Genomic DNA, 14,420 nt, shown 5'->3' on the forward strand with positions numbered 1-14,420 from the left:
TGGGGTTCTCTCCTGCCGGCTCTGCGGGCCGACGGGAACGGGCACGGGGCCCGGACCCACCAAGGGTACCGGGCACCCCAAGATCGGCTCCCCACCGTTACGCCTGCCCGTCCAGGGTGGCAGGCACCAGCCACATCTCCATAAAGTAGGGCAATGCGCATGGTCGAGCCGCTGCCATCCGTCGAGGACGTCCTCACCGCCCTCGCAACCGGGCTGTGGCAGTGGGACACCGCCTCCGGACTGGTCACGGTGGACGCGGAAGCGGCACGACTGCTGGGGCTGCCCGCGCAGCCGACCACGCTCACCGAGTCCCAGACCCGGGCCCGGCTGCATCCCGTCGACTGGAACGAGATCACCGGGGTGGTGCAGCTGGCGGTTGCCGAGGGCACGCTCGCCGAGGTGCGCGTGCGGATCATGGACGAACAGGGGGATGTGCTGCGGGTCGTGCGCAGCCGCTCGAAGCCGTCCTTCAATCCCGAGCGGCGGGCCTACGAGCTAATCGGCACGCTCCAAGAGGTGACCGAGCCGACCCCGGGCACGCCGGCCGGCCGCAGCGCGGTGACCGGCGACTGGCGGCGTTCACGGGAGGCTTTCCTGCTGGACGCGGGCCGGGCGCTGGCGGAGGCGCGGTCGACGGAGGAAGTGCTGCGGGTCGCGGCCGGGCTGTCCATGCCCGGGTTCTCCCCGGACGGGCTCGCGGTGTTCGGGGTGGAGGGCGACCGGCTGACGATCATCGGCCACCACGGACACCAGCCCGGCACCGACGGCCCCTTCTCACACATGTCGCTGGCCACGGACTACCCGGCCGCCGAGGTGGTGCGCACCGGCCAGGCCGTCTACCTCTCCTGCCCTCAGGAGTACAAGGCTCGCTATCCGGTCACCTGGCCACTCGCCCAGCACTTCGGCCGCCAGTCGTGGGCGTTCCTGCCGCTGACGGTGGGCGGGCGGACGATGGGCGCCTGGATGGCGGGCTTCACCCATCCGGTGACGTTCACCCCGGACGAGCGGGCGGTCCTGACGACGGTCGCCCGCATGCTCGCCCAGGCTCTGTCCCGGGCCGGGGCCGCCGAGTCCGAGCGGGAACTGACGGAGGGGCTGCAGCGCTCCATGCTGCCGTCGCTGGGACCGGAGATCCCCGGGATACGGGTGACCGCCCGGTACGTCCCCACCGGTGGCGGACTGCAGGTAGGCGGCGACTGGTACGACATGATCCCGCTGCCCTCCGGCCGGTTCGCGCTGGTCATCGGGGACGTGCAGGGCCATGACGTCCGCGCGGCCGGGCTGATGGGCCAGCTGCGGATCGCACTGCGCGCATACGCCGCCGAGGGGCACCGCCCGGACGCCGTCCTCTCCCGTGCCTCCCGCTTCCTGCACGGCATCACGCACGACGATCAGCTGGCCGACCTGCGCTTCGCGACCTGCCTGTACGTGGAGGCCGACCCGGCGACCGGGATACTGGAGATCGCCCGCGCCGGGCACCCGGACCCAGCGATCCGGATGGCCGACGGCACGGTGATGATGCGGCCGACAGCGGGCGGGCTACCGCTGGGCGTGGACCCGGACGCGGACTACCCGACGACCCGGTTCGCCCTCGAACCGGGCGAGACGATGATGCTCTGCACCGACGGCCTGATCGAGACCGGTGGGCACGACATGGACAGCGGCTGGCGGCGGCTGCGCGCGATCCTCGAAGACCACCGGGGCGACGTGGATGCGCTGGCCGACGAACTGCTGCGGGGCGTACACGGACCGTCCTCGCACCACACCACCGGCCCACTGGCCGACCGCCGCGAGGACGACATCGCGCTGGTGCTGCTGTGCCGGCCGGGGGAGGGCTGCGGCTGCGGCGACACGGTGACGGTACGGCCCACGGTGCGGCGCACGCTGCTGTCGGTGGCCCAGGACGAGCCCGAGCGGATCGCCGAGGCCCGCCAGTACCTGCGCGAGCTGCTGCACGACTGGGCATCGGCCGACCAGGTGGACTCGGCGGTGCTGCTGGTGTCCGAGATGGTCACCAACGTCCTCGTCCACACCGACGCTGATGCCCTGCTGCTGGCCGAAGTGGCCGGGAACGGGGGCGTGCGACGACTGCGCGTAGAGGTCACCGACGCGGGCGACGACCTGCCACACGTGCGCCGCCCCGGCGAACTGGCCTCCTCCGGGCGTGGCCTGATGCTGATCGAGCTGCTGGCCGACGGGTGGGGAGTGGACCCACGGGGCGAGAGCAAGAGCATCTGGTTCGAGCTCTACGAGTCGGTCGGAGCCCCGGGACCGGTGTCCGGCCCCGGGGCCTCAGAAGCCGGCCCCGACGGTCCGGTCGGCTCATCCGACGGTCCGGGGGCCCTACCTGCCGGTCCGGGGTCCCCGTAACGCCCCCGCAGCTCCTGCAGGACTCCGAAGGCGGCCGCGGTGAGCGGGACCGCGAGCAGCATGCCGAGGATGCCCGCGACGGAGGCACCCGCGGTGATGGCCAGCATCACCACGGCCGGATGCATCTGCACGGTCCGGCTCTGGATCACGGGCTGCAGCACATGCCCCTCCAGCACCTGTACCGCCAACACCACCCCGAGGGCCCACAGCGCGACGACGAAGCCGCGGTCCGCGAGAGCGACCAGCACGGACACCGCGCCGGAGATGAAGGCACCCAGGTAGGGGATGTAGGCGCCGACGAAGACGAGCGCGCCGAGCCCGATCGCACCGGGGACCTGCAGGATCAACAGGCCGGCCGTGATGCACACGGCGTCGATGAAGGCGATGACGGTGGTCCCGCGCATGAATCCCTCGACCGCCGCGAAGGCACGCCGGGCGACGGTCTCCAGGGTGTCTGCGGTGCCGCCGGGGGCAACGGCCCGCAGGGCCTCCATGGCACGGTGGGAGTCGCGCAGGAAGAAGAAGACGAGCAGGAGGGCGAGCACGGACATGGCGATGCCCTCGCCGACGACGCTGACTCCGCTGATGACGTTGGAGGCGGCGGTTTGGCCGAACCTGCTCAACAGCTCGCGCGAGTTGGCGGCGAGATCGTCGAGACCGGTCCCGGCGGCCCCGAAGTGCCGGGAGACGGCCTTGGCGGCCTCCCGGAGCGAGTTGACGATCTGGTCGCCGGTGTCGATGAGCGCGGCGGCGACGATATACACGGCACCGCCGACCACGACCACGACGACGACGCAGGTGAGCCCGGCCGCCACCGACCGCTGCACCCCGGACCGCACGAGCCGCCGGTAGAGCGGCCCGAGTAGCGCGGTGCCGAGCAGGGCCAGCAGGACCGGTGTGACGGCCGTACGGAACTCCGCGCACAGCTGCACCCCGACCCATCCCACCCCGGCGGCGAGGAGCAGCACGACACACCAGGCGGCGAGCCGGCGGACGGGGTCGGGCAACAGGTGCACGAGCCCAGCGGATCATGCCCTTCGACGCACTGTCCTGCCGCACGCGACCGGGTGGGTGAGGTTCGCGCCACCGCCCCGTGCCGGGAGGCTCCGCGCCGTCCCCCTGGCCGGCCCCGTCGTCCGGCCCGCCGAAGCGGGCCGGACGAAGCGGGCCGGACGACGGGGCCGCACCGGGAGGTTCAGCTCTGAGGACCGCTCCCCGTCATCCCGTGTACGGCCGGGATCTCGCCCAGCCGTCCCTTCCGGAAGTCCTCGAACGCCTGCTCCAGCTCCTCGCGGGTGTTCATGACGAACGGGCCGTAGTGGACCATCGGTTCACGGATGGGCTGCCCGCCGAGGAGGACGACCTCCAGGTCCGGTGTGTGCGAGTCCTGCTTCTCGTCCGCGCGGACGATCAGCGAAGACCCGGCACCGAAGACGGCCGCCTGACCGAGGTGGATCGGTCGACGCTCGGCACCGACCGCCCCGCGGCCTGCGAGGACGTAGGCCAGTCCGTTGAAGTCCTCCCGCCACGGCACGGTGATCTCCGCGCCCGGCGCCAGCGTGGCGTGGACCATCGTGATCGGCGTGTGCGTGATGCCGGGACCGGCGTGGTCGCCCAGCTCACCGGCGATGACCCGGAGCAGCGCGCCGCCGTCCGGCGAGGCCAGGAGTCGTACCTGGCCGCCGCGGATGTCCTGGTAACGCGGCGCCATCATTTTGTCCTGGGCCGGGAGGTTCACCCACAGTTGCAGGCCGTGGAAGAGACCGCCGGACACCACCAAGTGCTCCGGCGGCGCCTCGATGTGGAGGATGCCCGAGCCCGCCGTCATCCACTGGGTGTCGCCGTTGGTGATGGTGCCACCGCCACCGTTGGAGTCCTGGTGGTCGAAGATCCCGTCGATGATGTAGGTGACGGTCTCGAAGCCGCGGTGCGGATGCCACGGGGTTCCTTTCGGCTCCCCGGGCTGATACTCCACCTCACCCATCTGGTCCATCATGATGAACGGGTCGAGGAAGCGGTAGTTGATCCCGGCGAACGCACGGCGCACGGGGAAACCCTCGCCCTCGAAACCGCTCGGGGCGGTCGTGACAGCCAACACGGGACGTGCCGCGGCGTCGGCGGGAGCGGTCACACGGGGCAGCGTCAGCGGGTTCTCAACGGTCACTGCGGGCATGGTGTGTACCTCCTTGGTACGCCCAGTTTAGTTGAGCATTGAACTTCTTGCCACCCACAACAGGGGAAGCCCGGAGGGCATTCCCTCCGGGCTTCGCCCTCACGGCCAAAGCGGCGGTCAGCCGCCGTACATCCGGCGCATCGCGAAGTCGACCATCTGCTCGACCGCCTTGGCGTCGAACACCATCCTGTGCTCGCCCTCCATGTCGAGCACGAAGCCGTATCCCGTCGGCAGCAGGTCGATCACCTCGGCACCGGTGATGACGAAGTACTTGGACTCCTTGCCCGCGTACCGGCGCAACTCCTTCAGCGAGGTGAACATGGGGATCACCGGCTGCTGGGTGTTGTGCAGGGCCAGGAAGCCCGGGGTGTCACCGCGCGGGCAGTACACCTTCGACGTCGCGAAGATCTGCTGGAAGTCCTCGGCGGGCATCTGTCCCGTGGTGAAGGCGCGCACCGCGTCCGCGAGGGAGGGTGAGGACGGCTCCGGGTAGAGCGGGGCCTGTTGGCCGTACCCGCCGACACCACCCGGCATCTGCTGCTGCGCCGAGGCGTACTGCTGCTGAGCAGCTCCCCCGTCCATCGGCTGGCCGTATCCGTACATGGCGCAAGCCTACCGAGGGGCGACCGCGGTCCGGGCGACGGGGAATTTTCTGCGCTGAGCACGAATAAACCGGAGAAACGGTTTCCGCATTTCCGCATCCACTTCTATACCGACCGCTACACATTAGGTGCGCCACCGACACCCTGCGGGTTTCCGACATCCGCACCGGATCGACCCAGCGCCGACCCACCCGCTCCGCACGTCCCCCGACAGCCGGCGCGGGCAGCTCGGCCCCGGTCAGCCGCGACCCGACCATGGCCGAATTGACCATCCTCGCCACACACCGACCGGAGGCACCCCCGGACTCCGCAGATCCACCCGCCACCCATACCGGGCGGTCACCTGCCTTTCATCGACCCCCGGACCGGCGGGCCGCCCTGCTCACGGATGCGGGCGAGTAGACCCTGCTCACACTTGGGGCGATAGGGGTTGCTTCTTATTACCGACGGGTAGCATCATTCGTAGCTACTTGTTGGTACGTGAACTAGGTGCGAGGAGTCAGTGCCTCGCCGATCTCTCTACGGAGCCATCGCCATGGGGCACTACAAGTCGAATCTCCGCGACATCGAGTTCAATCTCTTCGAAGTACTGGGGCGCGACAAGGTGTACGGCACCGGCCCCTTCGCGGAGATGGACGTCGAGACCGCCAAGAGCGTCCTGGAGGAGCTGACCCGCCTCTCCGAGAACGAGCTGGCCGAGTCCTTCGCCGACGCCGACCGCAACCCGCCCGTCTTCGACCCGGAGACCAACACCGCACCGGTCCCCGAGTCCTTCCGGAAGAGCTACCAGGCCTTCATGGACTCCGAGTACTGGCGGCTCGGCCTGCCCGAGGAGATCGGTGGCACCACCTCGCCCCGCTCCCTGATATGGGCCTACGCCGAGCTGATCCTGGGCGCCAACCCGGCCGTGTGGATGTACTCCTCGGGCCCGGCGTTCGCCGGCATCCTCTTCGAGGAGGGCAACGAGGTCCAGAAGCACATCGCCCAGATCGCCGTCGAGAAGCAGTGGGGCTCCACCATGGTGCTCACCGAGCCCGACGCGGGCTCGGACGTGGGCGCCGGCCGTACCAAGGCAGTCCAGCAGGAGGACGGCTCCTGGCACATCGAGGGTGTGAAGCGTTTCATCACCTCCGGTGAGCACGACATGTCGGAGAACATCCTCCACTACGTCCTCGCCCGCCCCGAGGGCGCCGGCCCCGGCACCAAGGGCCTGTCCCTCTTCCTCGTGCCGAAGTACCTCTTCGACTTCGAGACCGGCGAGCTGGGCGAGCGCAACGGCGTCTACGCCACGAACGTCGAGCACAAGATGGGCCTGAAGGCCTCCAACACGTGCGAGATGACCTTCGGCGACAAGCACCCGGCCAAGGGCTGGCTGATCGGCGACAAGCACGACGGCATCCGCCAGATGTTCCGCATCATCGAGTTCGCCCGGATGATGGTCGGCACGAAGGCGATCTCCACGCTGTCCACCGGTTACCTCAACGCACTGGAGTACGCCAAGGAGCGCGTCCAGGGTCCTGACCTGGCGAACTTCATGGACAAGGCCGCACCGAAGGTCACCATCACCCACCACCCCGACGTGCGCCGCTCGCTGATGACGCAGAAGGCCTACGCCGAGGGCATGCGCGCCCTGGTGCTGTACACCGCCTCGGTCCAGGACGCCATCCAGGCCAAGGAGGCCAACGCCGAGGACGCCTCCGCCGAGCACGCCCTGAACGACCTGCTCCTCCCCGTCGTCAAGGGCTACGGATCCGAGAAGGCCTACGAGCAGCTCGCCCAGTCGCTGCAGACCTTCGGCGGCTCCGGCTTCCTGCAGGAGTACCCGATCGAGCAGTACATCCGGGACTCCAAGATCGACACCCTGTACGAGGGCACCACGGCGATCCAAGGTCAGGACTTCTTCTTCCGGAAGATCGTCCGCAACCAGGGCGCCGCGCTGAACTCGCTCGCCGAGGACATCAAGAAGTTCCTCGCGCTCGGCACCGGTGGCGAGGAGCTGGCAGGCGCACGCGAGCACCTGGCCAAGGCGGCGGTGGAGCTGGAGGCGATCGTCGGCCTGATGCTGACCGATCTCGCAGCCACCGAGCAGGACACCAAGAACATCTACAAGGTGGGCCTGAACACCACCCGCCTGTTGCAGGCCTCCGGTGACGTGATCGTGGGGTACCTGCTCCTCAAGGGCGCCGCGGTCGCCGCCGAGAAGCTGGCCACGGCCTCCGCGAAGGACACGGCGTTCTACTCCGGAAAGATCGCCGCGGCGAAGTTCTTCGCGGCCAACGTCCTGCCGGGCGTCACGCTCGCCCGCAAGATCGCCGCGCACGTCGAGCTGGATCTGATGGACCTGGACGAGACAGCGTTCTAACACCCGCACCCTCCGCTCCCGCGAGGGCCCGCACCCCACTGGACGGGGAGCGGGCCCTCGGCCGTCGTTAAGGTGAACCCCATGAGCGAACCCTCCCGCTTCGACCGCGGCCACACCGACGACCTGATGTCCTTCCTGGCGGCGAGCCCGTCGCCGTACCACGCCGTGACGAACGCCGCCGAACGGCTGGAGAAGGCGGGCTTCAGGCAGGTTGCCGAGACCGATGCGTGGGACACAGAGGCAGCGGGCTCCGCCGCGGGGAGCGGTGGCAAGTACGTACTGCGCGGCGGCGCGATCGTGGCCTGGTACGTCCCCGAGGGCGCCCCCGCGCACACACCGTTCCACATCATCGGTGCACACACCGACTCCCCCAACCTGCGGGTCAAGCCGCGCCCGGACAGTGGGGCGCACGGCTGGCGCCAGGTCGCCGTGGAGGTCTACGGTGGCCCGCTGCTGAACTCCTGGCTGGACCGGGACCTGGGCCTGGCGGGCCGGCTCGTCCTGCACGACGGCTCAGCGGTCCTGGTGAACGTGGACCGGCCGCTGCTGCGGGTGCCCCAGCTCGCCATCCACCTGGACCGCACGGTCACCAGCGAGGGACTGAAGCTCGACAAGCAGCGGCATCTGCAGCCGGTCTGGGGGCTCGGCGACGATGTGCCGGAGGGTGACCTGATCGCCTTCCTGGAGCAGGAGGCGGGACTCGCGGCGGGCTCGGTGGCCGGCTGGGACCTGATGGTGCACCCGGTGGAACCGCCGGCGTACCTGGGCCGGGAGCGCGAACTGGTGGCCGGTCCGCGTATGGACAACCTGCTGTCGGTGCACGCGGGTGCCGCCGCCCTGGCAGCCACCGCCGCCTCCGGTGGCCCGCTCACCCGCATCCCTGTGCTGGCCGCGTTCGACCACGAGGAGAACGGCTCCCAGTCGGACACCGGTGCTGACGGTCCGCTGCTCGGATCCGTCCTGGAGCGCTCCGTGTTCGCTCGGGGAGGGTCGTACGAGGACCGCGCCCGCGCCTTCGCAGGAACGGTTTGCCTGTCCTCCGACACCGGCCACGCCGTCCACCCCAACTACGCCGAGCGGCACGACCCGACGCACCACCCGCGGGTCAACGGCGGTCCGATCCTCAAGGTCAACGTCAACAACCGCTACGCCACGGACGGTTCGGGCCGCGCGGTGTTCGCAGCCGCCTGCGAGCAGGCGAACGTCCCGTTCCAGACCTTCGTCTCCAACAACTCGATGCCGTGCGGCACCACCATCGGCCCGATCACCGCGGCCCGCCATGGCATCCGGACCGTCGACATCGGTACCGCGATCCTCTCGATGCACAGTGCCCGCGAACTCTGCGGTGCCGATGACCCGTTCCTGCTCGCGAACGCCCTGACGGCCTTCCTGGCGGGCTAGCCCGTCACTCCCTGTCGGGATCTCCGGTGCCCACCGGATGCCACACGGGGCACCGGAGTCTTCGTCAGGCTGGTGCGCGGCATGGTGTCCTCGCCTCACTCACGCGGCGGCCAGCGTAAACGAGCTTCCTCCGGATCACGTGCGCACCGGCGACCGGGACGTTCAGAGCGGCTGTTCCGCCACGGCGACCTCCGAGAACCCCTACGGGAAGGCCATGTGCCCGATTCATCCCGAAGCCGCCAGCTTCATACCCTGTGACAATCGCGCCGTTTCGGGGAAACGCTGAGGGTATGAGACTTCTCGTACGCGACCGGCTCCTCGGTATCGGTGACGACTACTGGATCGAGGACGAGCACGGTCGGAAGGTGTTCCTCGTCGACGGCAAGGCGATGCGACTGCGGGACACCTTCGAGCTCAAGGACGCCCAGGGACGGATCCTGATCGACATCCACCAGAAGATGTTCGCCCTGCGCGACACCATGGTGATCGAGCGGGACGGCGAGGGCCTGGCCACGATCAAGCGCAAACGGCTGTCCCTGCTGCGCAACCACTACCGGGTCGCCCTGGCGGACGGGACCGAACTGGACGTCAGCGGCAAAATCCTGGACCGGGAGTTCGCCGTCGAGTACGACGGCGAACTCCTCGCGGTGATCTCGCGCCGCTGGCTGCACATCCGGGAGACCTACGGAGTCGACATCGTGCGGGAGGACGCCGACCCGGCCCTGCTGATCGCGGTGGCGGTGTGCGTGATCCACCTGGCGGAGAAGGAGCGGGAGGACGACTGAACCGGCCCGGACGGCCATGGGCCCACGGGGCGGCCCGCGTGGCTGAACGGTTCTGGGCGGCTGAGGGGTTCGGGCGGTAGGGAGACCGACGCCCCTCAGCGGCGCGGGAGCAACACGGCTCTCAGCGGCGCGGCGGTTCCAGGCCGAGCACCCGGTCCTTCAGGGCCGGGAACTGCTCACGGGTGTCCGCCACCTTCGCCGGGTCGACATCGACCGTGAGGACCTCCTCGCCCGGACCCGCCTCGGCAAGCACCTCACCCCACGGATCCACCACGATCGAGTGACCCGCCTGGGGAACTCCGGCATGGGTGCCGGCCGTTCCACAGGCGAGCACGAACGCCTGGTTCTCCACCGCCCGTGCCTGAGCCAGCAGCGTCCAGTGTTTGCGTCGCCGTGCGGGCCAGCCCGCCGGGATCACCAGCACTTCGGCACCGGCATCGACGAGTCCGCGGAAGAGTTCGGGGAAACGGAGGTCGTAGCAGGTGGCCACGCCGAGCGTGGTTCCGGGCAGCCGGACCGTCACCAGTTCCCGCCCGCGGCCCATCAACACGGCCTCACCCTTGTCGAATCCGAAGCGGTGGATCTTGCGGTAGACCGCGACCAGCTCGCCGGAAGGGGAGAAGAGGAGAGAGGTGTTGTAGAGGGTGCCGTCCGCCGCCGAGCCGCCCTCGGACGCCGCACGCTCAGGAATGGACCCCGCGTGCAGCCAGACGCCCGCATCGCTCGCCGCCTTGGCCATCGTCTCGTACGTCGGCCCGTCGAGCGGCTCGGCCTCCCGGTCGAAGCGTTCGTAGGCGAAGGCACCAGTGGTCCACAGTTCGGGCAGCACCACGAGGTCGGCGCCGGCCTGCTCCCGTACCAGCGCGGCAGCGCGCTGCCGCCTGGATTCGATCGATTCCCCCTCATCCACGGCGATCTGGATCAGCGAGGCGCGCACACTACCACCGTCCTGGCATTCGAGTCGTCCACACAGGCCTACGATCGTCACACGAAAGCACTGCCGGGGTGCCTCACAGCAGCGTAACTTGGGGGTCCTCCCTGTTCGAGCCCAGCCGAGAACCTGGGGGAGTCCGAGACACCCGCCGAGTGCAACCGCTGCCACTGGCAACGCCGCCACAACCTGCCCGTGTACCAAACCGTCGAGGGGTCCCGTTCCGTGAGTCTGCATCCCACCCTCCAGCCCTACGCCGACGCCTGGACCCACTCCATCGATGCGATATCCGACATGGCGCAGTCACTTGTCGAGGGGGAGTGGAACCGGCGGACCCCGTGCCCCGGCTGGTCCGTGCGGGACATCGTGTCCCATGTGATCGGCCTGGAGTGTGAGATGCTCGGCGACCCGCGCCCCATCCACGCGCTGCCCCGGGACCTCTTCCACGTCACCACCGAACACCAGCGGTACATGGAGATGCAGGTCGATGTCCGCCGTCACCACACCGCGCCGGAGATGACGGCCGAGCTGGAATACACCGTCATCCGCCGAAACCGCCAGCTACGCAACGAGTCCCGCGACCCCAGTACCAAGGTGCGCGGCCCGCTGGGCACCGAGATCACGCTGGAACAGGCATACCGAACCCGGGCCTTCGACGTGTGGGTACACGAGCAGGATCTTCGTACCGCGCTCGGCTGCCCCGGCAACCTGGACTCGCCGGGCGCGCACGTCGTCCGGGACATCCTGCTGTCCGGGCTGCCCAAGGTGGTCGCCAAGGACGCGAGCGCCCCCCGCAGCTCGGCCGTCGTCTTCGACGTGCATGGCCCGGTGGAGTTCCTACGCACCGTCCGGGTGGACATCCAGGGCCGCGGTAGCTTGGAAACCGCCCCCGCCCTCGGCCCCGCCGCAACCCTCACCCTCGACTGGGAAACCTACGTCCGCCTGGCCTGCGGACGCATCACCCCCGAGGCAGCGGCGGACCGGGTGAAGACGGAAGGCGATCCGGAACTCACGGCCGCAATACTGCGCCACTTCACCGTGACGCCGTAGGTGGCCCCGGGCGGGCGGGGCTCCGGGCTGTCCGACTCGACGAGGCAGACTGCGTACGCCCCGGGGAAGGGTGACCGGCCCTCACGGATCGGCCTCCTGTCTGCCTGCCTGCCTGTCTGTCTGTCTGTCTGTCTGCCGGCCTGCCGCAAACAGGTGGTGAGCGAGGATGGCCCTGCCAGCCCGCCGGGTATGTCCGAGACCGACGACGACGCCCTGCCGCGCCTCCCCCGCCTCGTCTTCCACGGTCCCCTCCGAGAGCCGTGCAGCCGAGACGGTCCGCCCCCTCGCGGCAACGCGCCCCGCACTGTGCTGGACATCGACTGCGATGGGGGCCGAGTTGCAGTTCCGGGTGCTGGAAGCCGTACCCGAAGCCGGCGGGACCGACGGGGACATGAGCAGTGAGGACCTGGCAAGGGCCCGACACAACGCCGAGGCGCGCGGACTCGTCCGCCAGCGGCGAGGAGGGCGGAGGAGTTCAGGTCGGGCTACCCGGCAGATGCGGAGGTCCGTCTGGTAGCGCGTCCGGAACACCCGGGCGGCCGAAATTCGTGAACGCCTCGCCCCATACCGGGCCGGGTGGATGAGCTGCCGGAGTGTCCTCGGCACCAGCTGTCTCACCCTGGTACCGACTGGCGGTGACATCTGCCGCCGGACACGTCCGGCCGCCTATCGCTCACGTCGCCGGGACGTGCACCGTCTCCACTCGGCTCGCCACCAGCCGCTCCCGCTCCCGTCGAGCCGCCCGCCCCCGCAACCGCAGGATCTGACCGACACCGAGCGCCTGGAGCACGAACACGGCACTGAACGCCACGGTGTAGTCGTCCCCGGTCGCGTCCAGCAGCACACCGATCGCGAACAGCGTCGTCATGGAGGCGACAAAACCACCCATGTTGGTGATACCGGACGCGGTCCCCTGCCGCTCGGCTGGATTTGCGGGGCGGGAGAAGTCGAAACCGATCATCGACGCCGGACCACAGGCGCCGAGCACCACGCACAGCATCGCCAGCAGCCACATCGGTGCGTGCGCTCCGGGGTACGCCAGCGTCACCGCCCACAACAGCGCAGTCGTCCCCACCGTGCCCAACGCCAGTGGCAGCCGCGCCGCATGGTGCCGGGCGATGATCTGGCCGTAGACGAGCCCGATCACCATGTTGGACACGACGACCAGGGTGAGCAGCTCACCGGCCGTGGCCCGACTGAGCCCCTGCGCCTGGACCAGGAACGGCAGCCCCCACAGCAACAGGAACACCATCGCCGGGAACTGAGTAGTGAAGTGCACCCACAGACCGAGCCTCGTGCCCGGCTCCCGCCAGGCCGCGGCGATCTGCCGACGGACGAAGGCCGCGCCCTGGTGCGGGGACGGTTCCGGCTCGTGCCCCTCGGGGTGGTCCCGCAAAAACAGCAGCGTCAGCACGAGGACGACGGCACCAGCCAGCGCACTGCCCGCGAACGCCGGAGTCCAGCCCATGCCATGCAGCAGCCGGGCGAGAACAAGGGTGGAGACCAAATTGCCCGCCATGCCGACCAGGCCCGCGAACTGCGCGACCAGCGGACCGCGCCTGGGTGGGAACCAGCGGGTGCCGAGCCGCAGGACGCTGATGAAGGTCATCGCGTCGCCACACCCCAGCAGCGCACGGGAGGCGAGTGCGGTGCCGTACGAGGGAGAGAAGGCGAAGCCCAACTGCCCGGCCGTGAACAGCACGGCACCGATGCTCAACACCCTCTTGGTACCGAGCCGGTCGACCAGCAGGCCCACCGGTATCTGCATGCCCGCGTAGACCAGCAACTGGAGGATGGAGAAGGCGGACAGTGCGGAGGCGTTGACGTGGAAGCGATCGGCCGCGTCGAGCCCCGCCACCCCGAGCGACGTACGGAAGATGACCGCGACGAAATAGACGGCGACGCCTATGGACCACACGGCGACAGCGCGCCGGCCGCCCAGGGGTGCTCGGGGCCGTTCGGGCTCCGGGCGGGAATCACCCGGAAGGGTGGCGTTGTTCTCGGCGCTGCTCATCGGACTCCGCCCCGCGCGAGGTGCGAGAACCAGCTCACGTGCCGGTGCACGACCCTGACGGCCGCGTCCGCATCCCCGGCACGCAGTGCGTTGAGGATCTCCTCGTGCTCGGCGAGTGTCTTGGTCATCCGGTCGGGATGCGAGTGCATGATGGCGACACCCATGCGCAGCTGACGATCGCGCAGTTGGTCGTAGAGACGGGAGAGGATCTCGTTGCCACCGCTGCGCACGATCGCGGCGTGGAAGCAGCGGTCAGTCACCGCGGCGGCGGCCAGATCGCCTGCCGCCACCTGCGACTTCTGCCGTTCCAGCAGTTCCGCCAGCCGCTCCACCAGAGCCGAAGGGGCGGGTACCACCTTGCGTGCCGCGTGCTCCTCCACCAGCAGCCTGGTCTCGACCACATCGGCGATCTCCTGCGCGGAGACGGGCAGCACCAGGGCGCCCTTCTTCGGGTAGAGCCGGATCAGCCCCTCGACTTCCAACCGCAGCAGCGCCTCCCGGACGGGGGTGCGCGAGACCCCGACGGCCTCGGCCAGTTCACCCTCGGTGAGGAGGGTTCCGCCCTCGTACCGGCGGTCGAGAACACCCTGCTTGATGTGGGAGTAGACACGGTCGGCGGCGGGCGGTGGTTTGAGTGACTGCTGGGCGGACTGCTGAACGGTCGTACTCATGCCGACAGGATAGATACAACACGTACGCATGCGCGGGCTGCGTCCGTCATGCGGACCGGCC

General features: G+C 69.5%; 10 protein-coding genes and 1 pseudogene. 5 read left to right on the forward strand and 6 right to left on the reverse strand.

Annotation, left to right across the window (positions count from 1 at the left end; translation table 11 throughout):
• Positions 1–153 precede the first annotated feature (153 nt).
• Positions 154–2,286 (forward strand): annotated as a pseudogene (locus LK06_RS15305) (ATP-binding SpoIIE family protein phosphatase); the annotation flags it as partial.
• Here LK06_RS15305 and LK06_RS15310 read toward each other — a convergent pair.
• From LK06_RS15310 to LK06_RS15320, 3 genes are all read right to left on the reverse strand, one after another.
• Complete coding sequence (locus tag LK06_RS15310) at positions 2,247–3,386, reverse strand: AI-2E family transporter (RefSeq protein WP_043434453.1); 1,140 nt, start codon at positions 3,384–3,386, stop codon at positions 2,247–2,249. The pseudogene LK06_RS15305 and the gene LK06_RS15310 overlap by 40 nt on opposite strands.
• 179 nt (positions 3,387–3,565) lie before the next feature.
• Complete coding sequence (locus tag LK06_RS15315; protein WP_039653580.1) at positions 3,566–4,543, reverse strand: pirin family protein; 978 nt, start codon at positions 4,541–4,543, stop codon at positions 3,566–3,568.
• 117 nt (positions 4,544–4,660) lie between these two features.
• Positions 4,661–5,146: an SseB family protein gene (locus tag LK06_RS15320; protein WP_039653581.1), complete on the reverse strand. Its 486-nt coding sequence runs from the start codon at positions 5,144–5,146 to the stop codon at positions 4,661–4,663.
• A 534-nt stretch (positions 5,147–5,680) separates the two neighbouring features.
• On the opposite strand from LK06_RS15320, the gene LK06_RS15325 reads away from it, so the two are divergent.
• The 3 genes from LK06_RS15325 (at position 5,681) to LK06_RS15335 (ending at position 9,693) form a co-directional block, all read left to right on the forward strand.
• Entirely contained in the window at positions 5,681–7,507 is a 1,827-nt protein-coding gene (locus tag LK06_RS15325; protein ID WP_039653582.1) for an acyl-CoA dehydrogenase, read from the forward strand.
• 81 nt (positions 7,508–7,588) lie between these two features.
• Positions 7,589–8,908, forward strand: coding sequence for a M18 family aminopeptidase (locus tag LK06_RS15330; RefSeq protein WP_043434450.1), 1,320 nt, complete (start codon positions 7,589–7,591; stop codon positions 8,906–8,908).
• A 290-nt stretch (positions 8,909–9,198) separates the two neighbouring features.
• Positions 9,199–9,693 (forward strand): LURP-one-related/scramblase family protein, encoded by a 495-nt coding sequence (locus tag LK06_RS15335; RefSeq protein ID WP_039653585.1) that lies wholly within the window; start codon positions 9,199–9,201, stop codon positions 9,691–9,693.
• Between the two features lie 121 nt (positions 9,694–9,814).
• Here LK06_RS15335 and LK06_RS15340 read toward each other — a convergent pair whose 3' ends face one another.
• Positions 9,815–10,630: a carbon-nitrogen family hydrolase gene (locus LK06_RS15340; protein ID WP_039653586.1), complete on the reverse strand. Its 816-nt coding sequence runs from the start codon at positions 10,628–10,630 to the stop codon at positions 9,815–9,817.
• A 219-nt stretch (positions 10,631–10,849) separates the two neighbouring features.
• Between LK06_RS15340 and LK06_RS15345 the strand changes: the two genes are divergently transcribed.
• A complete protein-coding gene (locus LK06_RS15345; protein WP_039653738.1) occupies positions 10,850–11,674 on the forward strand; it encodes a maleylpyruvate isomerase family mycothiol-dependent enzyme in 825 nt (274 codons plus the stop codon).
• A gap of 673 nt (positions 11,675–12,347) precedes the next feature.
• On the opposite strand, the gene LK06_RS15355 is transcribed toward LK06_RS15345, so the two are convergent.
• Positions 12,348–13,688: an MFS transporter gene (locus LK06_RS15355; RefSeq protein ID WP_039653588.1), complete on the reverse strand. Its 1,341-nt coding sequence runs from the start codon at positions 13,686–13,688 to the stop codon at positions 12,348–12,350.
• Entirely contained in the window at positions 13,685–14,359 is a 675-nt protein-coding gene (locus LK06_RS15360) for a GntR family transcriptional regulator (protein WP_039653589.1), read from the reverse strand. The genes LK06_RS15355 and LK06_RS15360 overlap by 4 nt, the downstream gene beginning before the upstream one ends.
• Positions 14,360–14,420 lie beyond the last annotated feature (61 nt).

This window comes from Streptomyces pluripotens (assembly GCF_000802245.2).
GTDB lineage: Bacteria > Actinomycetota > Actinomycetes > Streptomycetales > Streptomycetaceae > Streptomyces > Streptomyces pluripotens.

Excerpts from the sequence above, each read along its gene's own strand:
- LK06_RS15315 (WP_039653580.1), bottom strand. The coding sequence starts at position 4,543 with ATGCCCGCAGTGACCGTTGAGAACCCGCTGACGCTGCCCCGTGTGACC.
- LK06_RS15320 (WP_039653581.1), bottom strand. The coding sequence starts at position 5,146 with ATGTACGGATACGGCCAGCCGATGGACGGGGGAGCTGCTCAGCAGCAG.
- LK06_RS15325 (WP_039653582.1), top strand. The coding sequence starts at position 5,681 with ATGGGGCACTACAAGTCGAATCTCCGCGACATCGAGTTCAATCTCTTC.
- LK06_RS15330 (WP_043434450.1), top strand. The coding sequence starts at position 7,589 with ATGAGCGAACCCTCCCGCTTCGACCGCGGCCACACCGACGACCTGATG.
- LK06_RS15335 (WP_039653585.1), top strand. The coding sequence starts at position 9,199 with ATGAGACTTCTCGTACGCGACCGGCTCCTCGGTATCGGTGACGACTAC.
- LK06_RS15355 (WP_039653588.1), bottom strand. The coding sequence starts at position 13,688 with ATGAGCAGCGCCGAGAACAACGCCACCCTTCCGGGTGATTCCCGCCCG.
- LK06_RS15360 (WP_039653589.1), bottom strand. The coding sequence starts at position 14,359 with ATGAGTACGACCGTTCAGCAGTCCGCCCAGCAGTCACTCAAACCACCG.